The organism is Acidimicrobiales bacterium (assembly GCA_035533095.1).
In the GTDB taxonomy this organism is placed as follows: Bacteria; Actinomycetota; Acidimicrobiia; order Acidimicrobiales; family Palsa-688; genus DATLUM01.
The window spans coordinates 1-25,722 of the sequence record DATLUM010000084.1; the positions used below are offsets into that span (position 1 = coordinate 1).

Sequence of the window (25,722 nt, forward strand, 5' to 3'; positions counted from 1 at the left end):
GACATGCGATCATCGGCCACCCCCAAAGTCCAGCAACTTCAAGCACAAATCGCGAGCACCCTCAGGATGGAGACGCGCTGGTCACGCGATTGTTTCGAAACTTCCTCCCGGAAAGCTCACCCGAGAACGTGAACAGTTACGTCGTAGCGGCCCGGGAGGGACTCAAGGCGAAGGTCGGGAACACCGTGGGCGAGGTGGTCGACGGCATGGGCGACCTCACCCCGCTGTAGTTCGGCGTAACGCGGAAGACGGTGAGTCTTCAGTCCTCAGTGCAGCACGAAGCGAAGCCCCAATATCCCGACACCCATGCTGATTCCGAGCAGGCTCTGAATAGCCAGGTCGCGGAGCCGCAACTGGCGCCGGATTCCTGGAACGACTTCGAGAGCGACAAGTTCGAGTCCGGCAGTCCAGAGAACCAGGGTTACGGCAGTCTCGGTACTGGTGCCAGCGATCCATCCTCCCGCCAGCACCGCAAGAGGTAACGCCGCCCCAAGGAGTATAGAAGCCTCGTATCTGAGCGAGTTCTTGATCTCGCCGAGTGTCCACTCACCCGCCTTGTGGAGACGCGACGCCCAGTGATGCGAGTAGGCATGAGCGGCCCAGTACAGCCCCATGGTGATGGTGCTCGCCAGGAGCAGCTTCCCGAAGGTTTCCTTGCGGGTGCTCTCAGCGGCGATGACTGTGGCTACCGCCAACACGCCATACAGGACGCCGCCGGGATTGAGCCCTTCTAGCGGGGCGGCTTCAGCAGGTCCAACACAGTTTGACACTTCATCAGAATGGCGTACGCCCGACTTCGCAGTGGCTGGAATGCCACCACCCACAAGGGCGCGCTGTTCGGGGATTGGCCGGCGCGCTCAGGCCGGCGGTACGAGGGTGGCGGCCACGCCTGCGTGGTCCGAGGGCCACACACCCCCGGCGGTGCGGTCCGCCGGGGCGGCGCCGACCAGCCAGGACCTGTCCACGTGAAAGGCGCCGCGGGTGAAGACCATGTCGATCCGCTGGGTCAGCGAACCTGAGCGAAGGTCCGCAGCCCTGCAGCAGGTGAGGCCCGGTGCGGCGCTGTTGGCTTCTGCCCAGGCGTCGCCCAGGCCCGCGTTGCGCACCGCGTCGTAGGCCTGGCTGCCGGCGCCCGTGGCCGGCGAGTTGACGTCGCCGAGGACCAGGGTCGCTTCGGTGCTGCTGCGGACCAGGCCGAGCAGTTCCTGCGCCTGGGCGTCGCGGATGGGGTCGTTGTAGGCCTCGAGGTGGGTGGCGACGACGCGGAACCGGCGCCCGCTGGCGCCGACGTCGACGGCCGCCCATCCCCGTTTGATGTTGATGGGAATCCCGGCGACGTGCACCGTCAAGACATGTTGGTAGGTGCCGCTGGTCGGGTCTGACACGGACAGCCGGGTGTCGTGGCCGCGGACAAGGATGACGTCGCGGTCCTGCAGGTTGACGAGGCCCACGCCCGGCACCGGCAGCGCGCCGCTGAATCCGTCGGAGCTGGCCGCCACGGCGTACGGCGAGCCGAGTCGGGTGAGATCTGCCTGCAGGCCGGTTACGAAGTCGTAGGCGACCCTGGAGGTGGTCTGCCCGCTCGGCGTCACCGACCAGATGACGGCCTCCTGGAGGGCCACCAGGTCGGGTTTGGCGGAGACGATCTCCTGTGCGTCGGCCTGCAGCCGGGCGGGGACGTCGGACTGCTGTAGCTGCTGGTAGGCGGCGGTGGCGTCAGGGCCGAGCTGCGATGCCGTGGCATCGAACAGGGGCGACAGGTCGGCGCCGAAGTACATGTTGCGGGTCATCACGGTGACTGCCGAGCCGGTGGACGAGCCCGTCGAGCTCGAACACGCGGACAAACCGGCGGCAACGGCGGCCACCGCAGCCAGGATGATGAAGTGTCTCGACATCACCGATCGTGCGATCCGCAGGCGTGTGGGAGGTGCCATGTGCCCTTGAGCATGCGCAGCGCGGTGGCGGCCGGCTAGAGGCGAACGCCCTCTTTGGTCAGCGGGCGTGGCTCGTTGACGGTCGGGTGGTGATGGGCACCTCGCCTAGATCCTCGTCCCGCCGGAGGACGACAAGAGTGGAAGCCACGGAAGGATCTCTTCCCATATCACCACGGGAAGAAACAGACCGGAGAATTCGGGCAGATGGGTTCGCAACCCCTGACGCGGGGTAGGCGCGTTGCAGACAGGTGACGAACCCGTCGCAGAGAGGTGACGGACGGGAGCAGGCCGTGGCAGATCCGACGGACATTCCACAAGAGGGCCTCGGCGATGCCGGAACGCGCGGCCGGCCAGCTCACGCCCTGCTCCTGCACACGGGCGGGGAGTCCTGTAAGGCGGCGCTCCAGGGCTTTCTCGGGCGTGCGGAGACCGCGGGACGGGTTCTGGCGGTGGTCTCGCCGGCGACTTACGGCCTGATCACCACGACCCTCGGGCCCGATGCCACATACGAGGACGCCACCACCCTTGGGCGAAACCCCGCCCGGGTGATCCCCGCGATACGGCGGTTCGTCGAGAGCAGACCTCGCGACCATCCCGTCCGCGTGATTACCGAACAGTGGTGGGACCAACGGGAACTCGCCGAGCGAGCTGAGTTGGCCCGCCACGAAGCCCTGGCCAACCTCGCCTTTGCCGGCATCGACGTGGCGTTGGTCTGCCTCTACGACGTGCGGCGGGTGAGACCGGAGATCGTCGCGGACGCCAAGCGCACCCATCCACTGCTGGCGTGTCGGTCTTGCACATATCTCAACGAGGAATACGTCGACCCCGAGATCCTGCTCCGGAGGATGGAAGACCCCCTCGAGCCACCTCCGCCGACAGCCGAGGCCTTCACGGTGAGCCCAGGCCGCCTGTCAGGTCTGCGGTCCACGGTCGCGGAGAGGGGGCACATGGCGGGTCTTCCCTTGGACCGTGTAGAAGACCTCGTACTGGCCGTCAACGAGCTCGCAACCAACGTCGTGAGCCACGGTAACGGCGAGGGCGTCTTGCGGATCTGGAGTGAAGGCCGGTGGCTTGTGTGCGAGGTGGCAGACCGCGGGCGGGTCGACGATCCCTTTATCGGTACGCGTTCTCCTGCACCCGAGGGCACGACGGGGAGAGGGTTGTGGATAGTGAATCAGCTTTGCGACCTGGTGGAATTGCGGTCGAGCCCAAGCGGCACGGCCGTGCGGCTGCGCTTCACCGCGCAGGACGGATGCAGCGCGGACAAAGCTCTCTTTGGGCCATGAGAACCCCTCGCGCCATTGCGATCTACCGAAACTCAGGTGGGATTCATCTTGCGTTCAGGGAAGGGTGGGAGCATCTCTTCAGACGCTTCAGACGCTCTCTGACCGAGGTCACGCCCGATGGATTTCACCTCCCCGCCCCCACCACCGCCCCTCGTGGAGCCGCCCGCCGTCCCGCCCCCGCGGCGCCGGCGGCTCCCTCACGCCGCCATGGCCGGCGGCCTCGTCTTCGGTATGGCCCTCGGCGGAGCCGGCATCGCCTTCGCCGCGGGGTCCGGTTCGGGCCCTACGACGACCCCGACCACGCCGAACGGAGCCGCGACCACGCCGAACGGAACCCCACCTCCCGGTATCGGCAAGCACGCAGGTCGCCTGGCCGGACCTTTCGCGAGGCTCGGCCTCGCCGGCGGCCGTGTGCTCTACGGACAGGCCACCGTCCAGACGCCCTCGGGCGCGACCAAGACGATCGACTTCCAGCTCGGCACCGTCACCGCGACCCACCTCAGCGGGGACTCGGGCACGATCACCGTCGGCAGCGGGACCAACAACAGCCACACCCAGACCTACACGGTCGGTCCCTCCACGGTCGTCGACTCACAGGCCGGCGGGATCAGCACGGTGAAACAGGGCGACACCGTCATGGTCATCGCTCAGGACAACGGCGGCGGCAACCCGACCGCCATGGACATCTGGGACCAGACCCAGGTCAAGAACAGCCGGCAGGGATTCGGATTCGCAGGCCGTAACCAGAACGGCCAGAACGGCCGGGTCAACCCACCGGCAGGGTCTACCAGCGGCTTCTTCGGCGAGATCCAGTAATACAGTTCGCCCGTGCGCTACGGGCTGACCATCTTCCCGACCGACCGGAGCATCGGCGTCGTCGAGCTCGCCAAGGCGGCGGAGGACCGCGGGTTCCAGTCGTTGTGGGTGCCGGAGCACACGCACATCCCGGTCAGCCGGCGTACACCGTCTCCCGCCGGCGAGCCGCTGGCCGAGGAGTACAAGCGAAGCCTCGATCCGTTCGTCGCGCTCACCGCAGCGGCGGCGGTCACGCGACGCCTGGTCGTGGGCACCGGCATCGCGCTGGTAGCCCAGCGGGACCCGATCGTCACCGCCAAAGCGGCCGCGAGCCTCGACTGGGTGAGCGGCGGCCGGTTCAAGCTGGGCATCGGCTTCGGCTGGAACCACGACGAGATGGAGGACCACGGCGTCGACCCGCGCACCCGCCGGGCGAGGGCACGTGAGCACGTTCTCGCCATGAGGGCGCTGTGGGAGCACGAAACTGCCGGGTACGAGGGCGAGTTCATCAGAATTTCGGAATCGTGGTCGTGGCCCAAGCCGCGCCAGTCACCGTTGCCGGTCCTCGTCGGCGGCGCGCCCGGGCCGGCGTTGTTCGCGCACATCGCCGAGTACGCCCAAGGTTGGATCCCCATCGGCGGCGCCGGGCTCTCCGGCGCGATCCCGCACCTGCAGGAAGCCCTCGCCGGCGCCGGCCGCGATCCGGCATCACTGGAGGTCATCCCGTTCGGGTCCATCCCCGACCACGGCAAGCTCGACCACTTCGAGAGCATCGGTGTGACCGAGTGCGTCTTCCGCATCCCGTCCGCCCCCGAGGAGAAGGTGCTGGCGGTGCTCGACCGTTACGCCGCGATCATCGGGGAGAGAGACTCACCGGGAGATTCACCACTCCCCGCAATGTGATCCCCGGCCGCCGTTCGACGGGCTCGCCGGTCGGCTCGATCGACGAGAACCGGTCCGCAAGCGCGCGGAAGACGACGGCTCCTTCCATACGCGCAAGAGCCGCGCCGATGCAGTGGTGTGCTCCCCAACCGAAGCTGAGCGGCGCGTTGCCCCGCCGGCCGAGGTCCAAACGGTCGGGATCGTCGAAGCGCGCGGGGTCGCGGTTGGCCGCACCCTGAAGGACCATGACCGTCTGCCCTTGCTCCAGAGCCACACCCGCTACGTCCGCCGGCTCGAGCGCGGTGCGCGAGTTCATCTGAACGGGAGAGTCGTAGCGCAACAGCTCGTCGACGGCAGACGCCGTCAGGTCGGGGTCCGCCCGTAGGCGGTCGAACTGCGTCGGGTTGGCCATCAGCGCGCTCAACCCGTTGCCTATCAGGTTCGTCGTGGTCTCGAACCCTGCCCCGAAGAGCAGGATCGCGGTGGACACGATCTCGTCGTCGGTGAGACGGTCGTCGCTTTCGCTGGTCTCGAGCATCACGCTCAAAAGGTCGTCGTGCGCCGATCGCCGGCGCTCCTCCAGGAGATCGAAGAAGTAGGAGCGCATCTGCTGCTGGGCGTCTACTGCTGTGAGGATGGCGTCGTTGTCGACGAAAGGTTCAAGGCCGGCTGTGCTCGCGCGCACGAGCGACCGGAACTGTGCTCGGTCGGGACCGGGGACACCGACCAACTCGCCGATCACCGCGACCGGCAGCGGAAACGCAAGCACGTCCATCACGTCGACTTCGGCCCGCTCCGCCATTTCGTCTAGCAGTGCAGCGACCATCGCCTCCACCGCGGGTCGCAGAGCCTCGACGCGCTTGGGCGTGAAGGCGCGGCTCACCAGGCCGCGCAGGCGCGTGTGCTCCGGCGGGTCGGTGAACAGCATGCTCTCGCCGGCACGGCGGAAGAACTGCGCGCGGACCTCGGGGTCGGCGGCGCCGGGAAGAGCCGATCGCGCCGGCCGCGCGTTCGGCCCGACGATCCCGCGCCCGAGGTGAGGGTTGCGCAATGCGACGATGCAGTCCTCGTAGCGGGTGAGGGCGATGGAGCCGTCCGGGAGCGAGGTGTGAAGCACTGGCGCGCGCTCTCGTATCAGGCGGTACAGCGGGTAGGGATCGGCGCGGCCCTCCGGGGTGAGCAGCACCTCGAGCAGAGCGGCATCCGCGGCCTCGTCGAGCACAGCGGTCATGTCTTTGAACAGTACTGATTCACCTCGAGACGGGGACGGGCGCCGGCGGTGGGGGCCCGACATAACGAGCGGCCGGTCTGATGATCGTCCGCTGCCTCGCCTGCTCGGCCACGTTGGCGGTCCAGCCGATGACCCGGCTCACCGCGAACGTGGGCGTGAACATCTCCTGGGGGAGCCCGCACCGGTCCATGACCACGCCGGCGTAGAACTCGACGTTGGCGTACAGCGGGCGGTCCGGCTTGGTCTCGGCCAGCACCGCGAGCACCGTCTTCTCGACCTGCACCGCCAGGTCGACCCGGCCGCCGCCCAGCCGCTGCGCGACATCGCGAAGCATCAACGAGCGCGGGTCGTCCGTGCGGTACACGGCGTGGCCGAAACCCATGATCCGCTCGCCGCGCTCGATGAGCTCGCGAATGTACGGCTCTGCGCGTTCGGGGCTTCCTATCGCGTCGATCGTCTCGAGAGCTCGGCTCGGCGCCCCGCCGTGCAACGGACCGGACAGGGCGCCTATCGCACCGACGATCGCCGCGGCCGCGTCCGCTCCCGTCGAGGCAATGACCCGAGCTGTGAACGTCGAAGAGTTGAACCCGTGGTCGATCGTGAGGATCAGGTACTGCTCCAGCGCGCGGGCGAGGTCGGGATCGGGCCGCTCCCCGGTGATCATCCACAGGTAGTTGGCCGCGTGCGCCAACTCCGGGTCGGGCTCAACGGGCTCGAGGCCCTTCGACAGCCGGTGCGCCGCCGCCACCAGTGCCGGTGTCGCTGCCGCGACGCGGATCAGGTCGCGCCGGCGCTCCGCCGCGTCGAGATCCCAGAGCGGTCGGAGCCCCCACGCCGCACCCAACAGGGAGACCCCGGTGCGCAACCCGTCGAGCGGGTTGGCGCCTGCCGACGCCGCGACTATCCCCGGCAGTTGCTCGAGAACCGCCGGCGGCAGCTCCCTGCCGGGGCGGACGGCGGCGGCGAACTCGGCCCGCTCCGCCTCGTCCGCGGGCAGCGACCCGTCGAGCACGAGTCGCCACACGTCCTCGAACGTCCGGCTCTTCGCGAGGTCGACCGCCGAGTACTGGCGGTAGTGGTAGAAGCCTTCGAGCCCCCGGACGTCGCCGATCTCTGTTTCTGTGACCTCCACGCCCCGCAGGCCAGGAGGGACGGTGATGTTGTCTGCCATGGGACTATCTTGACTTCGCCAGTACACATCGATCAAGATTGATCAATGATCAATCGCCGGCTGAGCGCGGCAGAGGCGGCGGAACGCCTCGGGGTCAAGCCGGAGACGCTGTACGCCTACGTGAGCAGGGGTCTGCTGCCCAGGGAAAAGACTGCCCGGGGCAGCAGTTTCGACCCCCGCGACGTGGCGCGCCTCGCGCAGTCGGGCCGCCAGGCGCCGGCGCGCGACACGGGAGCTCAACCGGCGGGGGCGCCGGTGTTCGTCACGTCGTTGTCCCTGATCGAGGAAGGGAGGCTCTATTACCGCGGCCTCGACGCGGTGGAGTTGAGCCGCGACCGCTCGTTCGAGGATGTCGCGGCCTGGCTGTGGCGTGGGGAATGGCCTCCGCCCGAAGAGGAGGAATGGCCGGCGCCGGGGCCTGGGTCTGTGGATGCCCTCCGCGGCGCGCGGCCCGTCGAACGGTTCATGCTGACCACCGCGAATGCAGGGGTGGCCGACGAGCTGCGCCACGACCTTTCGCCCGCGGCCGTCGAGGTGGTCGGGCGGGGATTGATCTCCGCTCTGGTGGGTTCGCTCGGGGACGCGCCGCCAAGCGGACCGATAGCGGAACGCCTGTGGTCCTGCCTCAGCCCGCTGGACGTCACCAAGCCGCGTGCAGACGTCCTGAACGCCGCCCTGGTGCTGTCGGCGGACCACGAACTGGCGCCGTCGACGATGGCGGCGCGGGTGGCGGCGTCGTTTCGCGCCGACCCGTACGCCGTGGTGCTCACCGGGCTCGGACCGGCGAGCGGCAGCTGGTATTCGGGCAGCAGCGGCGCTCCTTCAGAGGTCGAGCGGTTGCTCGCCGAGGCGATGGAGTCGGGCGCGCAGCGCGCGATAGGCGAACGACTCCGCCGCGGCGGTGCGATCCCGCACGGCTTCGGGATGCCGCTCTATCCTGGGGGAGACCCCCGCGGGGCGGAGCTTCTCTCGCGATTGGACTCGGTCGACGGCCCGCCTGAGAGGCATCAGGTCGTGCAGGACCTGCTGCAAGTGGGGGCTTCGCGTGGCTTCCCGCCGCCCAACGTGGATCTGGGGTTGGGGGCTGTTTCGTTCTGCGCGCAGATGCCGGAAGAGTCGGGGCAGGCGCTGGCGACGCTGGGCAAGGTCGTCGGGTGGTTGGCGCACGCGCTCGAGGAGTACGCCGATCCGACCCTGTTCCGGGCCCGTGGTTACTACGTCGGGCCCCGGCCCCTGCGCGGCGCCTGAAGGTGCACCCTTCGGACCGGAATGGGGCCGTATTGCGGATCTGTCCCTTTCCAATTGCTGTGGTTTCCGGCCGCGTGTAACGAGATGGAGATGTAGGGAGATATCCCGATGTGGGAGAGGACGAGCGGTTCTCGACCAAGACGGGCCCGGGACATTCGAGCGGTGAGAAGTACACGACGTGAACCACGATTCATATGACGATTGGACGGATACACCTACGGCGGACCCCACCGGCGATGCGCCGGCGGTCCAGCCGTGGACCGACCACGCCGACTCCGAGCTGCTCATGACCTTTCTGTCCGACTTCCGCTCCGCGGCCCGAGACAGGAGGCCGTCGGAGGTGTCCAACGGCGGCGTCCAGGCGGGCATGCCCCGCGAGCGAGGGCAGGAGACCACGTCCCGCTTCAGCGCCGTCCCGGAGGAACGGGAGGAGTGGCTCGACGACCCCTACGCCGGCAGCGAGCGACAGGTGACGCCGGATTGGTGGCTCGCGGCCGACAGCAGGTGGTACCCGCCCGAGCTACATCCGGACCGCCTGGCCGAATCCGCGCCCGGGCCGGAGGAGAGCGCGACGCCCGGCGGGACGGACACCGGTGCAGAGGTCGTACGCGAGCCCGGGCAGCCGGCCGAATCCGGCCCCGCCCATGAGAACTTGGTCGCCGCAAGGGGCCGGGGCGGCGCGTGGTCCAGGCGACTTCTGCCCGGGCGGGGGAAGCCATCCGCTATCGAGGGTCTCAGGTTGGCCGAAGGCTAGGAAGGGTCGGCCGAGGGCTCGATCAGACGGTCAGCGGGTCCTCGGGCCGGGTGTGCTCGTGCTGGGTTGCGGCGCTGGGCAGTGGATCGCCGGCACGGTCCTCGCCGGGTTTGGCCCTGCCGCGGATCAGCAGGATGGCCGCAGCGATCACGAACACGGCGATGCTGGTCCAGTCGTTGAGTCGTAGCCCCAGGTAGTGGTGTGCCTCGTCGATGCGCAGGTACTCGGTCCAGAAGCGGCCGAAGGTGTAAGCGGCCGCGTAAGCGGCGAGGAGGTACCCACGGCGGATGCGGAAGCGTCGTTCGATCCAGATCACGATGCCGACGACGGCGAGGTCCCACAGCGACTCGTAGAGGAACGTCGGCTGGAAGGTCGTGCCCGGCGGGTAGGAGTGCCCCGGAACCTGCGGGTTGTCGATCTTCACCGCCCACGGAAGCCCGGACACGCGGCCGTACAGCTCCTGGTTGAAGTAGTTGCCCCAACGCCCGATCGCCTGGGCGAGCGCGAACGCCGGCGCGACGCTATCGAGCAAAGGCCAGAACGGAAGCCCGTGGCGCCTCACCCCGACCGCGCCGAGCGCGACACCGCCCACGACGCCACCCCAGATACCGAGCCCCCCCTGCCAGATCTCGAAAGCCTTGTACCAGTGCCCCTGGGTGTCGACCTGCCAGCTGGTCGCGAGGCTGTACAACCTGGCGCCGATTAGGCCTCCGGGGACCCCCCATACCGCCAGCGTGGCCATGGTCCCCGGCTTGCCACCGATGGACTCCCACCGCCGTTGGGCCAACCAGACCGCCGCCACCACTCCGATGGCGATCATCAGCCCGTAGACGTGAAGCCGGAGGGGTCCCAAGGTGATGCCGTTCGCCGGCGGGCTCGGGATATAAGCGAGGTAGGCGTGCAGCACGGCCATTCAAGCTAGACAAAGGGCGTCTGGTAGGGTCGGCGGACTGCGGGCGCATAGCTCAGTTGGTTAGAGCACTTGCATGACGCGCAAGGGGTCGGGGGTTCGAATCCCTCTGCGCCCACTCCCTCCCGGTCGCTGTCTGATCGCATCATGATGTCGTAGAACGATATTGTTCGATCAGCTATGAAAAAGCGGAAAGTGGCTCAAAAGTCTCGGCTGGCGCGCGCCCTGAGTAGCGCGGAACCCGCTTATTGAAGTCGTATCCAACGCAAAGGGTGGTGAAGCAGTAGTGCGGAGTAGTTGTCCTGGCGTTGTTGGAACGTAGGGGACGGTGTCGTCGAGCGGTCCATTGAATAGCGGCCGTAAGACAGGGGCCCAGCTCGTCAAGGACGCCGACATGGAAACTCCATCCCAGCACCACTCCCACACCCGCCATCGCCTCGTCCGGTCAGCCTGGACCGCTCTTGCATCCGTCGGTCTTCTTGGCGGCTCGTTGATGGTCGCCGCATCGCCGGCCAGCGCAGACTCCACGAACAGTTACAACCTCAACCAGTGCGCCAACGGCGGCAAGGGCACGCTCGCCAGCTGCTCGGGATCCGCCTACCAATACGGCGATCTCAACTCGAGCAACTCCCACTGGGCGGAGGGCGATTTCGTGCCGTTCCAGCTGGTTCTCACCGGCATCACCAAGGGCTCGCACACCGTGACGCTCCAGTACGAGGCCGTCAACAGCGGCAAGCACGCCTACGACTACCTCGGCTCGTTCGACGCCACCGAGACCACGGGGACAGCGACACCGGCGCATGCCAACGCCAACGACCCGTGCACCGGCATCGTCACAGGGTGTGATCCCATGCATCCGACGTCCACATACGCCATAACGGCCCCCGACCTGTCCGGGGTGAACGGGACGTGCGGCTCCACGGGAACCCCGCCGACCCTCCCTTCGACAACCGGCGTGTTCAGCTTGTGGGGACCCTCCGGATCGACGCTCGATGGCATGTCGTACGAGTTGCCTCTCAACCAACCCGTCCAGCAGGGCAACACCATCGGCGACTGCCACACCCTGATCGATGTGCAATTCACCTCGCCGGCCGACGGTTCGACCATGGTCCTGGCCTGGGGAGCGCACGTCGCCTCGGCCCTCGACTGGGGGCCGAACACCGGAGCCGGCAGCATCAGCGGGGCCCCGTACCACATGTGGGTCGAAGGCCTTGACGGACAGGGCGGCGCGCAGGAGCGCTCGATGCAGGTGACGTCCCTGCAGCCCACCATCGCCACCGTGATCGAGGATGCAGCGGGCACCCCGGTGACCACCGTCCCGGTCGGAACCCCGGTCCACGACACCGCCATTCTGAGCGGCGCCTCGTCGACGGCCGCCGGCACGGTGACCTACGAGCTCTTCGCGAACGGGAACTGCTCGGAGCAGGCGATCCACACCTACTCAGTGACGGTCGCCAATGGGATCGTGCCCAACTCGCCCGACTTCACGCCGACTGGGGCAGGGACCTACAGCTACATGGCCACGTACTCCGGCGACCCCGGCAACGAGGCAGCGACGGGGGCCTGCGAAGGGCCCCTCGCCGTGACCGACTCGAGGGCACCGGTCATCAATGTCGTCAAGTCCGAACCGACTCCCGGTGACGGGCAGACGGTGACGGCCGGCCAGGCGACGCCGATCACCTACACCCTCGCTGTCACCAACTCGGGCCCGGTCGACGCCACCAACGTGGTCGTGACCGACGTCGTGCCCGCAGGGACCACCTACGTGGGGGGCTCCGCTGGACCGGCTGACACGAATCCGAGCTTGACGGGCAGCACGATCACCTGGACGGTCCCGACCGTCCCAGCCATCTCGGGTTCGACGCCGGGCGAGGTCGACCTCACCTTCCAGGTCACGGTCAACTCCTCGGATGCCAACGGGTCCACCATCGTCAACCAGGCCGCCTTCACCGATGTCAACACGCCTGGCTGTTCCGCTGGCACGGTCGCTGGTACCTGCCTGACCAACCAGGTCAGCAACCCTGTGACGGTGCCACAATCCGGCACCACCCCCGAGCAGGCGACGACCACCACAACCCCGACGACGACACCCCCTACGACCGCCGCCAAGCAGGCGCTCGCCTTCACCGGTACGCCCTCCGCAGCGCTCGGCTTCCTGGGTGCGGGTCTGATCGGCTCGGGCGGGGTGGTCCTGATGCTGAGCCGGCGGCGGCGCAGCCGAAGTAACAGCTAGCCGCATCCTCTGGATCAAGGGGCACTGCTCGAAGGTCCGGGCCGCTGGCCCGGGCCTTCGGCGCGCCGTTACGTTCTGCGCGCAGCGATGCGGCGCAGCGGAGGCAAGGTCGGTGGCGGCTGCCTGCGCGCAGGTAGAGCCCCGAGAAGCGTGGCCGTCGCCGCGGCTACCGCGTCGACGGCTTCGCTGAACGCAGTCTCGTTGCCGGCCGCCGGCGCCCTGACGCCGCTCACCTTGCGGACGTACTGGAGCGCGGCCGCCTCGATCTCTTCGGTCGTCGCAGGCGGTTCAAGGCCCCGCAGCGTGGTGATGTTGCGGCACATGACGGCAACCTACCGTTCTGGCGGCGAACCAGAAGAGCCGTGAACGGTAAAGGGTCAATGGGTAGGAGCCGACCATCCGATTGTGGGCTTCCCTGCGCAGAACTCCTGGATGCATGGCACGATGGAGCGAGAAGGGGGTGAGGTTCCGATGAACATCGAGCAACTCCGAGACGAGAGGGTCATCCCCGCCGGCGTTGCGGATGTGGGCGTGGCACGGGAATCGTCGCGCCGGCGCCGGCTGTCGAAGATCGCCCTCCTCGGTTCGCTGATAGTCGCCTGGCTCTGGGCGTCGCTGTGGGTCGGCCACCTCATCGGCAGGCCGCACCTGACTCACAGCGAGACACAGATGCTGCCCCTCGTCGGGATCCTGATCCTGGTCGCGCTGGTGATGGTGGTGCCGTTGCTGGCGGCCGGCCGTTCCCCGCACATCCGCTACCGCCCCGAGGACATCGACGTCAGCCTCGAGGACGTCAAGGGCATCCCGGTCGTCGTCGAGGAGGCGGTCCGGACACTCAACCTGTTCCTGGCTCACGCGACGTTCCGGTCGGAGATGGGCGGTACGCCGCGCAAGGGCATCCTCTTCGAGGGACCTCCCGGGACGGGGAAGACCCACCTGGCGAAGGCGCTGGCGCGCGAGGCGGGGGTGCCGTTCTTCTTCGTGTCGTCGTCCGCGTTCCAGTCGATGTTCTACGGGCAGACGAACAGGAAGATCAGATCGTTCTTCGCGACGTTGCGCGACGCGGCCCGCAAGGAGGGTGGGGCGATCGGCTTCATCGAGGAGATCGACGCGATCGGGGCCACCCGACAGGGGATGGGACCGGGAGGGGGCCGGGAAGGCGTCTCGGGAGTCGTCAACGAGCTGCTGATCCAGCTGCAGTCATTCGACCAGCCCCCGTGGCGGGTGCGCTGGATGCACGGGATGATCGAGTTGTTCAATGCCTTTCTCCCGCCGAACCGGGCGCTGCGCAAGCCGCCGGTCCCGCCGGCGAACGTGCTCGTGATCGGCGCGACCAACCGGGCCTCGGATCTGGACCCTGCGTTGTTGAGGCCGGGTCGTTTTGACCGGACGCTGACCTTCGACCTGCCGAGCCGAGCCGGGCGCAAGGAGATCCTCGACCACGAACTGGTGCGCAGGGCACACGAGCCGGAGGTGGAAGACCTGACCGACCAGTTGGCAGCCGCGACGTTCGGCTACACGCCGGCGATGTTGGTCCACCTTCTCGACGAGGCGTTGGTCTGGGCGCTGCGGCGCGGCGCGCCCGCGATGTCCTGGAACGACGTGCAGAAGGCGAAGATGACCGAGGAGATCGGCCTCGCCCAACCCGTCGAGTACACCGAGGCCGAGCGCCGCACGATAGCGACGCATGAGGCCGGTCACGCCACCGTCGCCTACCTCGTCGGCAAGTCGCGGAAGCTCGAAGTCCTCTCGATAATCAAGCGCAGCGCGGCGCTCGGTCTTTTGGCCCATTCAGATCTTGAGGAGCGCTTCACCCAGACGGAGTCCGAACTGCGTTCCCTGGTGCAGATCTCCCTCGGCGGGCTGGTCGCCGAGCAGCTGTTCTTCGGGGAGCGCAGCAGCGGCGTCACCGGCGACCTCAAGTACGCCACAACCGTCGCGGCCACGATGGTGGGGAGCATGGGAATGGGCGACACGCTCGTTTCTTACGAAGCGGTGCAGGCCGGCATGACGAACCTGCCCGGCAAGGTGCTCTCGAGCGACGAGGGCCGGGCGGCTGTCGCCAAGGTGCTCGACGAGGCGCGAGCCGAAGTGACCCGCCTTGTCGACGAGAACCGTCACATCGTCGAAGCGTTGCGGGACGGGCTGCTGGAGCACGACGAGCTGGTGGGGGACAAGATCATCGAGGTCATACAGGAGGCGGTCCCTCAACCCGTCTGACGGAGGCTGGCGGAGACTGGCCACGCTCGCGTGGATGCCGTTCCTCACTGGGGCTGCGAAACGGCCCGACGAGATGATCAGCGCGGCCGCACCGGCTGTGGCGATGATCCCGGCGACGATCGCCGGCCAGTAGGTGGGAGGGTGCCACCGGGCCAGCAGGTCGGGGGCGACCACGACGAGGACGAGGGTGGTCGTCACAAGGTGCACGGTGAATCCCGCGGCGCAGGGCCTCGGGCTCGGCCACTACTTGAGGGCCCGACGGTGCGGCTCCGGCGATCAGGACTTCGGTGCCGCTCGTCACGCCGTTCAGGCTGACCGGCGGTTGCTGAAGCAGAGCTGAAGACACAGGGACCGGCCCGCGCTGACAGGAGGGATCGGGGTTGCACATAGTGGAGCGGTGCGCATCGGTCGTGGCTGTCGCCGTGTGCCCGGTTCTTCTCCGGTGGTATCGACGCTCGTGGCGGTGACCGTCCTGGTGGGCGCCGTTGGTTGCGACGCGGCGTCTTCGAGGAACGGCGCGCCAGCCGCTGCGGGAAGAAGGAGTGCCGCGACTGCCATGGCCGCCCGGGCAACCGCCCCGGCGTCGACCACTACTTCATCCACCACCACGACCACGCCTCCGGTGCCGGTCGACCAGGCGGGATGGACGATCGTCGCGACGTCCGGGAACACCATCGTTAGCGACACGCGATCCGTCACCACCGCCACCGGCGACACGGTGACCTTGGTCCGGTTCCGGGCCGGCAGCTACCGGCTGGATCTTCATCTGGGCGGGAGCGACCCGCCGTCGGCCGGTTCGGCGGTACCGGCTTCGGCTGGAAACGCGATAAGCCAAGCGGAGCGCCCGCAGTTGCTGGGTGCGTTCAACGGCGGTTTCAAGACGTCCACCGGCGCCGGCGGTTTCGAGGTTGGCGGCCGGGTCTTCACTCCACTCGCGGCAGGCGCAGCGAGTCTCGTGATCGATGCCGGCGGGACGGTCCATGTGGGGGTGTGGGGCCAGGACGTTCCGTTCGCGGGAGAACAGGTGTCGAGCGTCCGCCAGAATCTGCGACCGCTGATCTACAACGGGCAGCCCAGCCCGGTGCTCGGCGACATAGCAGCGTGGGGGGCCACCCTGGGAGGGGTCGCGAGGGTGGCAAGAAGCGCGGTGGGGCTCGACTCCGCCGGCGATCTGGTTTACGCCGGCGGCATGCATATCCTGCCGGTGGATCTCGCCGAGGCGCTAGGCGCGGCGGGGGTGCGGGACGCGATGGAGCTGGACATCAATCCCTACTGGGTGCAAGCAGACGTCGCCGCCTACCCGGGCGGGCCGCTCGAAGCTGCCGTCCCAGGACAGGAGCGGTCGGCCGGTCAGTACCTCTCGGGATGGACCCGCGACTTCATCGCGGTGCTCGCGGCACCCTGAGTTCATCCGCGCTGGAGCGCTTCAGCGGGAGACCGACTTGATTGCGGCACGGCCGGCGTCCGGGCCGGGGCATGGCCGTCGGCCAGGGGCAGCCTCACGACGACTCGGGCGCCTCGTGGGCAGTCCACGAAGCCGACGGTTCCGCCGTGGCGGGCGACGATGTCTTTCACGATCGCCAATCCCAAGCCGGCGCCGCCATGGTCGCTCGACCTGGCCTCGTCGAGGCGGGTGAACCGCTCGAAGACGCGTTCCCGATCGGTGGGGGCTAGGCCCGGTCCGTCGTCTTGGACCACCAGTTCCGTCCAGTCGCCGTCTGCTGTAACGGCCACGGTGACGTGGGTGGCGGCGTGACGCTGCGCGTTGTCGACGAGGTTGGCGACCACGCGACGCGCCAGCTCCTTGGGCATCCTCACGATCGCTGGCTCCTCGGCGTCGCACCGCAGCGCGATACCCGGTCGTTCGGGCCTTGTCTCCAGGTCGGCTCGGACGATCTCGGCCAGGTTCAGCACCGGATCGTTCAGGACTCGGCTGGCGTCCGGGGGCTGCTGGTCGAGGCGGGCGAGCAGCAGCAGGTCCCGTACCATCGCTTCTATGCGGGCTTCCTCGGCGAGGGCGCCCGTTACCGTGGATTCCCAGTCGGTGCTCGCCCCGCCGGCCAAGCCGATCTCCAGCTGGGCGCGCAGTGACGCGAGGGGACTTCGCAGCTCATGAGAGGCGTCGGCCACGAAAGTCCGCTGCTTGTCGTGGGAAGCTTCCAGCCGGTCCAGCATGCCGTTCATGGTGGCGGCGAGACGGGCTATTTCGTCGCCGCTCGGCGGCTCGGACAAGCGGCGGTGCAGACCCAAGCTTGTGATCTCCGAGGCCTCGGAGCGGATCGCTTCTATCGGCCTCAGGGCCCTGCCGACGATCACCCACGTGGTCCCTGCCACGACCAGCAGCAGCAGAGGTAGTCCTATGAACAGCCCGAGCTTGATGTCGTGCACAGCGAAGTCGTTTCCGACCAACGAGTACCCGGTGAGCACCGTCAGAGGCCGCGCGGGAGTTCCGGCGGGCAGGACGACCAACATCTCGGTGCCGTCCTCTTCGACGGGACTGTGAGCGACACGCCTGAAGGTGGTCTTGGAACCCGTGGCTGCCGGCGGGGCCAGGGCGGGATGGCCGGCGATGTTCGGCGACTGGGCGAGAACCGTCCCGCTCGAGTCGATGACCTGCGCGTAGGTCGCGTCCTGGTTTGGCAGGCCGAGCGTGGAGGGCAGCCGCCCGGTATCGGCCAGGGCAGCGATGTCAGCGGCCCGGGCGACCGCCGCGCTGCGCCGGTTGTTGTCCAGCGACGCGCGGAACCGGTAGATGAGGATCGCCGAGCCGACACCAAGTGTGATTGCCACGATGAGGGTGGCGGCCAGGGTGGTCCTGACCCGTACCGAGCCGGTAAGGCGCGCCCTTCGGCTACGCATTGCCGTCGCCGAGACGGTAGCCGGCGCCGCGTACCGTCTCGATGGTTTCGGTGGAGAAGGGCTTGTCGATCTTGCGGCGAAGTGCGCTCATGTGGACCTCCACCACGTTGGGGTCGCCGTCGAAACCGAAGTCCCACACGTGGTCCAGGATTTCTCCCTTCGTCACCAAGTCGCCGCGGCGCCGCATCAGATACTCCAAGACGGCGAACTCGCGTGCGGTCAAGTCGATCGCAATGTCGCCGCGGACGCATTTGCGGGTAGCAGGGTCCAGCCTCAAGTTCCCGCAGGAGAGAACCGCTGGGCGCTGAACCCTTCCGCGACGCAACAGCGCGCGGATTCGGGCGAGGAGAACGACGTAGGAGAACGGTTTGCTCAGAAAGTCATCAGCTCCCGTGTCCAGGGCCTCCGCTTCGTCGTATTCGCCGTCTTTCGCGGTCAGCATCAGGATCGGTGACCAGTCCCCCCGCTCGCGCAGGCGGGCGCACAGCTGGTAGCCGTTGAGCTTGGGCAGCATGATGTCCATGACTATGGCGTCGTATTGGGTCTCGGCAGCGAGCCATTCGCCCTGCTCGCCGTCGAGGGCGACGTCCACGGCGAAACCCTCCGATTCCAAACCGCGTTTGAGAGCCCCCGCGAGGCGTTTCTCGTCCTCGATCACCAGCAGCCGCACAGCCCAAAGCTTGACCAGGGATGCTTAAGACAAGCTGAAGACCCCGCTTCTTCAGGGCCTCTTCAGCCCTCCTGGGGAACAGTCGCGGCCATGAAGATCCTCGATCCTCCTGCCGCCTCCGTCCTTGCCGGTCGCTCTTCTGTCGCCGGGAGAGTGGCAGCGGGCACCCAGCGGCGGAGGTGGCAGCGGCACGCCGCAGCATGGGAGGATCACGCCGTCGCAGGCCTGGAATCGGTCATCGAAGCGGTCATCGCCGAGACGGGCCGCTCGCCGCTCGGTGTCGTGGTGGACATCGGCTGCGGGGGCGGCGCACTGGCATTGAGGTTGGCAGCGCGTGCCGAAAGGCTGATAGCGGTGGACGTGAGCCCGGCGATGCTCGAGACACTGGAACAGCGCGCCGCGGGATCGGCGTTGGACAACATCGAGTTGTGCTGCGAGTCGATCGAGGGCTTCGACGTGACGGAGGGCAGCGTGGACCTGGTGGTGTCCAACTACGCCCTTCACCACCTGCTCGACCGGGACAAACAGCGGTTCGTGACCAAGGCGGCAGGCTGGCTGCGCCCCGGTGGGAAACTGGTAATGGGCGACATGATGATCGGTCGGGGCCTTCAACAAGAGGACCGGCGGATCCTGGCCCGCAAAGCACGCGTGCTTGTTGCGCGAGGGCCGGGTGGGTGGTGGCGGGTTGTCAAGAACGCATGGAGGCTCCTTTCCCGCACGGTGGAGAGACCGGTACCGATCAGGACCTGGACCGAGATGCTGCACCAGGCGGGTTTCGTGGACGTCACAGCCCGTCGCGTGGTCTCAGAAGCGGCGGTGGTCACGGGAACACGACGGTGACCTCGGTGCCGGGGGCGGCCCGGCCCGCGATGTCACGGAATCGGGAAGATGACGCAGCCGCAGTGCGCGTGCGGGATCTCGATGGCAGAGACGTCGAGAATTCAGCCGGCTTGCATGCCGGGGTGCTCGACATGGAGTTCATCGCCCGCCTGGGCCCGTCATTTCTTCGGTGCTATCACAGGGCGTGGATCGACTCGCCCGTGGCGTTGGCACTGGCGGCCGATGACAGCAGCGGGCGACTCGCCGGGGTGCTGCTCGGCTCGTTGGATCCAGCCGTGCAGGTGTCCTCGATGTTGAGGCGTCACGGCCCCGCCCTGGCGCTGCATATCTGTCTTGCCGCCTCGTCGCGGCCAAGGCTGGCCGCGAATCTGGTCCGGACCAGGCTGGTTCGCTATGCCAGGGGACTTGCGCGGTTCGCTGTCGCGTCTGCGAGACCCCGCCGTAAGGAGGCTACTCGCGGGGCCGGTGGTGGAGTGTTCGGCGGTTCGGGAGAGGTGACCCACCTCTTCGTCGACCCATCGCGACGGGGCGAGGGAGTGGGTAGAGCTCTGCTCGACGAGGCAGCCAGGCGGGCCAGAGCGGCAGGCTTGGTGGAACTGGAACTGGTTACCCCGCCCGATCTCGCCGCGCGCCGGTTCTACGAGCGCGTGGGTTGGCAGGAGACCGGGGAACTCACCAGCCGCAGTGGGGAAGTGTTCATCCGTTACCGGCTTCCCGTCGGATGAGAGACGAGGGCTGCCGCGAGCTCAGGCGCAGCCCGGCACGGGGGTGAGGTTCACGCTCACCGGAACAGCCGGCAGGGGCGGCACGCCCAGGACGGCGGGGTCGATCGCGTCGGCCATCACCGCCGCGCCCGTGGCATTGGGGTGTAGGTGATCGCCGGAGTCCAGAGCCGGAAACATTGATGCGGGCTGGCAGGATCCGTTGTAGACGTCCGCCAGCGCGGCGTAGAAGTTGATCACCCCGTCGAAGGCTTGGGTTTCGCCCATCCAGTGGTTGACCTGGTCGAGCTCCGCCTGACGAGCCGGGCTCCATCCTTCGCTGCCCATCCGGGGTGTCAGGGTCACCGCCACGACCCTTGCCCCCGATGCATGAGCGGCGGCTGCTGCTTGGCTCAGCCCGTCGACTACCGAAGCGGCGCTCGCGCCGAAGTACAAGTCGTTGGTTCCCAGGAACACCACCACTGTGGCGACCCCCGGAAACGACAAGGCGTCGTAGGTGAGGCGATCCACTCCCGGCGGCCCGCCACCGCTCGCCGAATAATTCGGTGTCACCGCGGTGAGGGTGTTGGCCGTGATCGCTTCATTGACAACCGGTGGTCGCTCGAAGACCGGCAGCGCCTGGATTCTCGCCTGAAGCAGGTCGGTCCAGCGGGCCGCGCTGTTGAACCCGTCGGTGATCGAATCGCCGAGGACCACGATGCTTCCTGGCTCGGTCGCGTGGCCGGCGGGCGGCGCAGGCCTTTGCACGTCGACGGCGTCGACCAGGCGGCTCCAGGGCGCCCGGTAACCGAAGCCGGCAGCTGAAGCCGCTCCGGTCAGGTTCCCGCTGCCGGGGGTTGACAGGAACGACGGGGTGGAAGCCTCGCAGCAGGGATAGTGGGAACTGATCAGGTTCGAGCCGGTGACGAACACGCTGACCGCCAGCATCTGAGGCGCGTTACTGGGCAGGGCGACCGGGTCGCTCAGGGCCCATCCCCCCGCCGGTACGACAGTGGAGTCTTGCCCGGCGAAGCGCAGCCGGTGAAGCGAGTGGGCGTCCACGGCGGCGCCGGCGGTGCTGCGTCCGACGCTTGCCGCCCCCACGGTCAGGGGAGCCTTTCCGAACTGATTCGAGATCCGCACCCGCAGCGCCAAACTGTCTACCGGGATGTCTACGAGGGTGCGCACGGTGGCGTCGGTGACCGTCTGGTAGCCCCATGCCATGGCCGAGCCCCACCCGACCTCCCAGCGCGGCGGGGACCTGACGGTGCTCGAGTTGGGTGGTCCCGGCTGCACCCGGTTCCGGCCGGCCGCGACCGACGTCGCGACATGCCCGCCGACCCGGGTGGGTCCGTTTTCCATGATGCTCCACGTACCCAGCGCGGCTGCGCCCAGCAGCACCGCGGCGCCGATCACGGCCAGGGCATGGCGCCTGGCCGGCCTCACTGGGGGGCTCCCGGACACACCCCGTCCTGGGTGACGGGCGATCCGGCGAAGAGCGTCGCGCCCGGCGGGGCGGACGAGCTCAGCGCGGCCAGCCCACTACGCGCGGCCGTGTCCCCGCGCAGGTACCCCTGCCAGAACAGCACGCTCACCCGATCGACCGTCCGCTGGTACGTGGTCCCGGCAGGAGACGGGGAGACCCCGTTCTGCAAGTACGGGGCGTGATGGCCGGCGCCGGGCAGGTCCAGGTAGAACCGGGCGGCTCGCGCGCTGTCGTAGATCTGCTGCGAGCAGGCTGGAAGGTTGACGCGGTCTGCGCCGCCTTGCACAACCAGAGCCGGGACGGAGATGCCTGTGTAGGTGCCGCTGAAACTGGTCAACTCCGCACCCGCGAACATCGCGGCAGCCTTGACCCTGATGTCGAGGCAGCAACTGTTGGCCACAACCGCGTCGGTGACATCACCGCCGTCGGAATGCCCGGCCGCACCGATACGGGTCGGGTCGACAGCGCCCGAAAGCAGACCGGTCCGCGAAGCCGACAGGGCCAGGATCTCGTCGATCACGCTGCGCAGATCAGCAGGGTGGTTGACGATGTCCGCCTCGTAGAGCCCCCCGGGGTCACCGGGAGCTGTGAACGGGTAGTGGGGCACAGCGACCACGAAACCTGCCTGCGTCCACGCGCCCACGAGAGTGGTGTAGGCCGCCGGATCGATATCGAACCCGGGCGAGAAGACGATCAACGGGTACGGAGCGCCGGCTCCCGACACCGAAGCGGCGGCACCGGGCCGGGCAGCTGGATAGAAGACCTGTACCGCAAAGTCGCCGCCAGAGGCGGAAACGTTCAACGTCGTGAAACCCACCGCGGCCTGAGAACGTGCCGGCGGCGGGGGAGGTGGGCGGGCTGGGGCCGAAACGGTGGGCTCAGGTCGGCGAGGCGCCGCAGAGCGATGCTCCGGCGGGTTGCCGCGAAGCAGGATCAACGCAGCGGTGCCGGCAGCGCAGAGCAGCACTACCGCGACGAGCATCGCGTGCCGATGGCGGCTCGTGGCGGGCAAGATCAGGAGGGTACCGGGCGGCTCCGACGCCATCACCGCGGACGGCATCGAGCCGCTTCAGCGGAGCTTAAGGTCTCCCGGGAAATGCTTGTCGTGTGAAAGTGCTCCCCGGCTGGCGGCGGGGCGGAGCGGCACGGACCATAACCTTTTCATCCTCTCGACGAGCCAAACGGCCGAGGACAGCCGACAATGGCCGTTCCCTTCCGTCCCCGGAGCTGCGGCTAAAGGTCCTGATCATGGTGGTCGGCTGCCTGTTCATGGCACTTCTGGCCCGCCTGTGGGACCTGCAGGTCATCGCCGGACCCGCCGCCCAGGTCGCCGCCGTCGACAACGGCATCCGTCTGGTATACACGCCCGCCCCGCGCGGCCTGATCCTGGACCGAAACGGCAACCTGCTGGTCGGCAACCTCGACCGACCGGCCATCGAAGTCGACCGCCTGACCGCACTGGCCCATCCCCACATGCAAGGTCGCCTCGCGCCCCTGCTCGGCATGACTGGCACCCAGCTGCGCCAGGCGATCGACAACCCCCAGTACGCCCCGTACGCCCCGGTGCCGGTCAAGGTCGACGCCACTCCCCAGCAGATCCTCTACATCCAGGAACACCCTGCCAGCTTCCCCGGTGTCAAAGCGACCACCATCATCGTGCGCGACTACACCCCCGCAGGCAAAGCGGCCGCCAACCTCCTCGGTTACGTCGGGCGGATCACCGCCAGCGAGTACAAGACCCTCAAATCCCAGGGGTACCGGCCGGATTCGCAGATTGGCCAGACCGGAGTCGAGGCTGCCTTCCAGTCGGTGCTGCGGGGTCGGCCCGGGGTCACCGAACTGCAGCTCAACTCGCGAGGCCAGGTCCTGTCCACCCTCAAGACCGTCCCTCCCGTACCGGGCACCAACCTTCGCCTCTCCATCGACTCCAACCTGCAGCAGGCGGCCATGGCAGCCCTCACACAGGAAGCAGCAGTCAAACGCACCCAGATCGATCCCGACGGCAGCGGTCACTATCGTGCGACCGGCGGCGCCGCGGTGGTCGAGGATCCCAACAATGGCCAGATCCTGGCCCTGGCGAGCTACCCGACCTACGACCCCTCCCTATTCGCCGGCGGCATCAGCGCCGCCAATTACGCGCAGCTCACCAGCCCGGCTGCCAACTCACCTCTCGATGACCGGGCCATTGCCGGCCAGTACTTCCCCGGGTCCACCTTCAAACTGGTCACCGCCACCGCGGGGCTCGACTCCGGCGTGGTCACACCGAGCTCCTATTACGACGACACTGGCGGCGGGATAACCGTGGGCGGCCACTTCTTCGCCAACGACGGCCACCAATCCTACGGCCCGGTCGCGCTCCCGTTCGCGCTCACCGTCTCGGACGACGCGTACTTCTACCACATTGGCGAAACGCTCTACGACAACCAATCGGTGTACGGCAAGGACTTCTTTCAGAGCACCGCGGCCCGCTACGGGTTCGGGCATGCCACCGGGATCAACCTTTCGGGCGAAGGCACCGGCTACGTCCTCACGCCGGCTCAGAAAGCCAAACTGCACCAGCAGTATCCGCAGGCCTATCCCTACGGCAACTACTACACCGGTGACGCCATCGAATCGGCCATCGGACAGGACGACGTCGCTGTCACCCCACTGCAGTTGGCCAATGCGTACGCAGCGTTCGCCAACGGCGGCACCCTGTGGTCGCCAACCATCGCTCTCGACGCGGAGACAGCGTCCGGAAAGGTCGTCCGAACCTTCTCCGCCAACAAACTCGGCGCCGCGCCCCCGCTCACCCCCGCGCAGCGCCAGGCGATGACCGCCGGTTTCGTTGGTGTCACGTCCAATCCCTCGGGCACCGCCTTCGGGTCCTTCGGGAAGACCGGCTACCCGATCGCCGTCGCGGGCAAGACCGGTACCGCCCAGGTGGTGTTCGGCATCCCGCACAACTCGCCCGCCTACAAGCAGACGACCTCTGTCTTCACGTCGTTCGCTCCCGCCAACGCGCCCGCGTATGTCGTCGATTGCTTCATGTCCCAAGCCGGATACGGCGCCGACGCCGCCGCCCCGGTAGCGCGCCAGATCTATGACGTGCTGTTTCACCAACCCGTCCTGCCCGTCCCCCTCAGCGGTTACTGACCCGTGACGGGTGGTGTCCGCAGACTCCTTCGCCTTGTGGCGCTGATCGCCGCGTTCGCGGCCGCGCTGTCTGCCTCGGTCATCGCGTTGGGGATCATTGGCGACAACACACTGCACAACGCGGCCAGCGCCACCGAACTGCCCCTCCCTCCTATGTCCGTGCAGATGCGAGTCGGGTCATCGGTCTACGCAGACGATGGGCACACCGTGCTCGCCGTCCTGCACGGTCCGAAGCTGCGCATACCTGTCCAGCTTTCGCAGGTCTCGCCCACGCTGATCCGCGCGGTGCTTGACACCGAAGACCATGGTTTCTTCGTCCACGGCGCGTTCGACGTCACGTCAATCATGCGCGCCGCTCTCAACGACGCCTCAGGCAGATCACTGCAAGGTGGATCCACCATCGCCCAGCAGCTTGCGAAGCAGATGTACCTGACGCCCGTCAGGAAGCTCTCCAGGAAGGCCAAGGAGCTGATCGTGGCGTGGCGGCTCGAGCACACCTATACCAAAGGCCAGATCCTCGACGCTTACCTCAACAGCATTTACCTGGGAAACGGGGCGTATGGCGTGCAAGCCGCAGCGAAGACCTACTTCGCTGAACCCGCCTCGGCCCTGGACCTGGCCCAGTCGGCGCTGTTGGCCGGGATGATCCAGGATCCCGGGGGATACGACCCGATCGCCCATCCCGCCGCCGCCCGTGCCCGGCGGGCCCAGGTCCTCCAGCGCATGGTCGTCTACCACGACATCACCCCCGCCCAGGAGGCCGCCGCCAACACCGCTTCCCTGCCCACTGCCGCCGAGCCCCCGGCACCGACCGTGCACGGCGACGGTTACTACGTACAGCAGGTCAAAGACGAACTGCTCGGGCCGGGCAGCCCGCTCGGGTCCACCTACACGCAGCGCTACAACGCCCTGTTCAACGGTGACCTGAAGATATACACCAACCTGGACCCGGCGATGCAGATTGCGGCCCAATCCGCCGTGGCCGCCGGCACCCCGTCCAACTCTGGCGGCTTCGAACAGGGCCTGGTGTCGATAGACCCTGCAAACGGCAGAGTCACGGCACTTGTCGGCGGACCTGGCACCGCGAGCTCCCAGTTCGACGTGATGACTCAAGGGCTGCGCCAACCCGGTTCAGGGTTCAAGCTGTTCACCCTGCTCGCCGCCCTCCAAAAGGGATATTCGGTGAGTGACACGGTCGACAGCCGCGCGCCGTGCGCGATCAGGTTCCCCGGCAACGACTCGCTGATCACCCACCCGATCAGCAACGACACCGGACCAGGGGGTGGGGTCATAACCTTGACAACGGCTACGGCGGATTCGGTGAACTGCGCGTACATACGCCTCGCCCATGAGGTCGGTTTGGCCAA

At 67.8% G+C, this 25,722-nt stretch carries 23 protein-coding genes and 1 tRNA gene; 14 read left to right on the top strand and 10 right to left on the bottom strand.

Annotated features, from left to right (window positions below):
- Nucleotides 1-230 (top strand): hypothetical protein (locus tag VNF71_10670; protein HVA75013.1); only part of this gene is annotated, 230 nt, incomplete at its 5' end.
- A 36-nt stretch (nt 231-266) separates the two neighbouring features.
- Here VNF71_10670 and VNF71_10675 read toward each other — a convergent pair.
- Both VNF71_10675 and VNF71_10680 read right to left on the bottom strand, forming a co-directional pair.
- Nucleotides 267-770 carry a hypothetical protein gene (locus VNF71_10675; protein HVA75014.1) on the bottom strand — a complete coding sequence of 168 codons (504 nt, stop codon included), beginning with the start codon at nt 768-770 and terminating at the stop codon, nt 267-269.
- 87 nt (nt 771-857) lie between these two features.
- Nucleotides 858-1,934 carry an endonuclease/exonuclease/phosphatase family protein gene (locus VNF71_10680; GenBank protein ID HVA75015.1) on the bottom strand — a complete coding sequence of 359 codons (1,077 nt, stop codon included), beginning with the start codon at nt 1,932-1,934 and terminating at the stop codon, nt 858-860.
- Nucleotides 1,935-2,224: 290 nt separating this feature from the next.
- On the opposite strand from VNF71_10680, the gene VNF71_10685 reads away from it, so the two are divergent.
- From VNF71_10685 to VNF71_10695, 3 genes are all read left to right on the top strand, one after another.
- Nucleotides 2,225-3,220, top strand: coding sequence for a sensor histidine kinase (locus VNF71_10685; protein ID HVA75016.1), 996 nt, complete (start codon nt 2,225-2,227; stop codon nt 3,218-3,220).
- 117 nt (nt 3,221-3,337) lie between these two features.
- A complete protein-coding gene (locus tag VNF71_10690) occupies nt 3,338-4,036 on the top strand; it encodes a hypothetical protein (protein HVA75017.1) in 699 nt (232 codons plus the stop codon).
- 12 nt (nt 4,037-4,048) lie between these two features.
- Nucleotides 4,049-4,918: an LLM class F420-dependent oxidoreductase gene (locus VNF71_10695; GenBank protein HVA75018.1), complete on the top strand. Its 870-nt coding sequence runs from the start codon at nt 4,049-4,051 to the stop codon at nt 4,916-4,918.
- On the opposite strand, the gene VNF71_10700 is transcribed toward VNF71_10695, so the two are convergent.
- Both VNF71_10700 and VNF71_10705 read right to left on the bottom strand, forming a co-directional pair.
- On the bottom strand, nt 4,869-6,128 hold the full coding sequence (locus VNF71_10700) for a cytochrome P450 (protein HVA75019.1): 1,260 nt from the start codon (nt 6,126-6,128) through the stop codon (nt 4,869-4,871). The genes VNF71_10695 and VNF71_10700 overlap by 50 nt on opposite strands.
- Nucleotides 6,129-6,147: 19 nt before the next feature.
- Nucleotides 6,148-7,299 (bottom strand): citrate synthase, encoded by a 1,152-nt coding sequence (locus VNF71_10705; GenBank protein HVA75020.1) that lies wholly within the window; start codon nt 7,297-7,299, stop codon nt 6,148-6,150.
- A 45-nt stretch (nt 7,300-7,344) separates the two neighbouring features.
- On the opposite strand from VNF71_10705, the gene VNF71_10710 reads away from it, so the two are divergent.
- Both VNF71_10710 and VNF71_10715 read left to right on the top strand, forming a co-directional pair.
- Nucleotides 7,345-8,547 (top strand): citrate/2-methylcitrate synthase, encoded by a 1,203-nt coding sequence (locus VNF71_10710; protein ID HVA75021.1) that lies wholly within the window; start codon nt 7,345-7,347, stop codon nt 8,545-8,547.
- A gap of 178 nt (nt 8,548-8,725) precedes the next feature.
- Nucleotides 8,726-9,301, top strand: a complete 576-nt coding sequence (locus tag VNF71_10715; GenBank protein HVA75022.1) for a hypothetical protein — start codon at nt 8,726-8,728, stop codon at nt 9,299-9,301.
- Nucleotides 9,302-9,323: 22 nt separating this feature from the next.
- Here the strand turns inward: VNF71_10715 and lgt are convergent, their stop codons facing one another.
- Nucleotides 9,324-10,208 (bottom strand): prolipoprotein diacylglyceryl transferase, encoded by an 885-nt coding sequence (gene lgt / locus VNF71_10720; protein HVA75023.1) that lies wholly within the window; start codon nt 10,206-10,208, stop codon nt 9,324-9,326.
- 47 nt (nt 10,209-10,255) lie between these two features.
- Here lgt and VNF71_10725 point away from each other — a divergent pair.
- Both VNF71_10725 and VNF71_10730 read left to right on the top strand, forming a co-directional pair.
- A tRNA-Val gene (locus VNF71_10725) sits at nt 10,256-10,329 on the top strand.
- A 276-nt stretch (nt 10,330-10,605) separates the two neighbouring features.
- Nucleotides 10,606-12,444 carry a DUF11 domain-containing protein gene (locus VNF71_10730; protein ID HVA75024.1) on the top strand — a complete coding sequence of 613 codons (1,839 nt, stop codon included), beginning with the start codon at nt 10,606-10,608 and terminating at the stop codon, nt 12,442-12,444.
- Nucleotides 12,445-12,512: 68 nt separating this feature from the next.
- Here the strand turns inward: VNF71_10730 and VNF71_10735 are convergent, their stop codons facing one another.
- Entirely contained in the window at nt 12,513-12,767 is a 255-nt protein-coding gene (locus VNF71_10735; GenBank protein ID HVA75025.1) for a DUF2277 domain-containing protein, read from the bottom strand.
- A 148-nt stretch (nt 12,768-12,915) separates the two neighbouring features.
- On the opposite strand from VNF71_10735, the gene VNF71_10740 reads away from it, so the two are divergent.
- Both VNF71_10740 and VNF71_10745 read left to right on the top strand, forming a co-directional pair.
- Entirely contained in the window at nt 12,916-14,664 is a 1,749-nt protein-coding gene (locus tag VNF71_10740) for an AAA family ATPase (GenBank protein HVA75026.1), read from the top strand.
- 397 nt (nt 14,665-15,061) lie between these two features.
- The gene (locus tag VNF71_10745) at nt 15,062-16,069 is read left to right on the top strand and encodes a hypothetical protein (GenBank protein ID HVA75027.1); all 1,008 of its coding nucleotides are present in this window, start codon (nt 15,062-15,064) and stop codon (nt 16,067-16,069) included.
- Between the two features lie 2 nt (nt 16,070-16,071).
- Here the strand turns inward: VNF71_10745 and VNF71_10750 are convergent, their stop codons facing one another.
- Together VNF71_10750 and VNF71_10755 are read right to left on the bottom strand one after the other, a co-directional pair.
- The gene (locus VNF71_10750; protein ID HVA75028.1) at nt 16,072-17,523 is read right to left on the bottom strand and encodes a HAMP domain-containing sensor histidine kinase; all 1,452 of its coding nucleotides are present in this window, start codon (nt 17,521-17,523) and stop codon (nt 16,072-16,074) included.
- A complete protein-coding gene (locus VNF71_10755; protein HVA75029.1) occupies nt 17,516-18,193 on the bottom strand; it encodes a response regulator transcription factor in 678 nt (225 codons plus the stop codon). The genes VNF71_10750 and VNF71_10755 overlap by 8 nt, the downstream gene beginning before the upstream one ends.
- Nucleotides 18,194-18,283: 90 nt before the next feature.
- Here VNF71_10755 and VNF71_10760 point away from each other — a divergent pair, with 90 nt between their 5' ends.
- Together VNF71_10760 and VNF71_10765 are read left to right on the top strand one after the other, a co-directional pair.
- A complete protein-coding gene (locus VNF71_10760) occupies nt 18,284-19,033 on the top strand; it encodes a class I SAM-dependent methyltransferase (GenBank protein ID HVA75030.1) in 750 nt (249 codons plus the stop codon).
- Between the two features lie 131 nt (nt 19,034-19,164).
- The gene (locus tag VNF71_10765; protein HVA75031.1) at nt 19,165-19,758 is read left to right on the top strand and encodes a GNAT family N-acetyltransferase; all 594 of its coding nucleotides are present in this window, start codon (nt 19,165-19,167) and stop codon (nt 19,756-19,758) included.
- A 21-nt stretch (nt 19,759-19,779) separates the two neighbouring features.
- Here the strand turns inward: VNF71_10765 and VNF71_10770 are convergent, their stop codons facing one another.
- Both VNF71_10770 and VNF71_10775 read right to left on the bottom strand, forming a co-directional pair.
- Entirely contained in the window at nt 19,780-21,180 is a 1,401-nt protein-coding gene (locus VNF71_10770; protein HVA75032.1) for a GDSL-type esterase/lipase family protein, read from the bottom strand.
- Entirely contained in the window at nt 21,177-22,232 is a 1,056-nt protein-coding gene (locus VNF71_10775; protein HVA75033.1) for a hypothetical protein, read from the bottom strand. Before VNF71_10775 ends, VNF71_10770 begins: the two co-directional genes overlap by 4 nt.
- A 101-nt stretch (nt 22,233-22,333) precedes the next feature.
- On the opposite strand from VNF71_10775, the gene mrdA reads away from it, so the two are divergent.
- The gene (gene mrdA, locus VNF71_10780) at nt 22,334-24,355 is read left to right on the top strand and encodes a penicillin-binding protein 2 (GenBank protein HVA75034.1); all 2,022 of its coding nucleotides are present in this window, start codon (nt 22,334-22,336) and stop codon (nt 24,353-24,355) included.
- 3 nt (nt 24,356-24,358) lie between these two features.
- A partial coding sequence (locus VNF71_10785) for a transglycosylase domain-containing protein (protein HVA75035.1) occupies nt 24,359-25,722 on the top strand: 1,364 nt, incomplete at its 3' end.

Excerpts from the sequence above, each read along its gene's own strand:
- VNF71_10700 (HVA75019.1), bottom strand. The coding sequence starts at position 6,128 with ATGACCGCTGTGCTCGACGAGGCCGCGGATGCCGCTCTGCTCGAGGTG.
- VNF71_10760 (HVA75030.1), top strand. The coding sequence starts at position 18,284 with ATGAAGATCCTCGATCCTCCTGCCGCCTCCGTCCTTGCCGGTCGCTCT.
- VNF71_10705 (HVA75020.1), bottom strand. The coding sequence starts at position 7,299 with ATGGCAGACAACATCACCGTCCCTCCTGGCCTGCGGGGCGTGGAGGTC.
- VNF71_10740 (HVA75026.1), top strand. The coding sequence starts at position 12,916 with ATGAACATCGAGCAACTCCGAGACGAGAGGGTCATCCCCGCCGGCGTT.
- VNF71_10765 (HVA75031.1), top strand. The coding sequence starts at position 19,165 with ATGGAGTTCATCGCCCGCCTGGGCCCGTCATTTCTTCGGTGCTATCAC.
- VNF71_10680 (HVA75015.1), bottom strand. The coding sequence starts at position 1,934 with ATGGCACCTCCCACACGCCTGCGGATCGCACGATCGGTGATGTCGAGA.
- VNF71_10690 (HVA75017.1), top strand. The coding sequence starts at position 3,338 with ATGGATTTCACCTCCCCGCCCCCACCACCGCCCCTCGTGGAGCCGCCC.
- VNF71_10730 (HVA75024.1), top strand. The coding sequence starts at position 10,606 with ATGGAAACTCCATCCCAGCACCACTCCCACACCCGCCATCGCCTCGTC.
- VNF71_10735 (HVA75025.1), bottom strand. The coding sequence starts at position 12,767 with ATGTGCCGCAACATCACCACGCTGCGGGGCCTTGAACCGCCTGCGACG.
- VNF71_10710 (HVA75021.1), top strand. The coding sequence starts at position 7,345 with ATGATCAATCGCCGGCTGAGCGCGGCAGAGGCGGCGGAACGCCTCGGG.
- VNF71_10750 (HVA75028.1), bottom strand. The coding sequence starts at position 17,523 with ATGCGTAGCCGAAGGGCGCGCCTTACCGGCTCGGTACGGGTCAGGACC.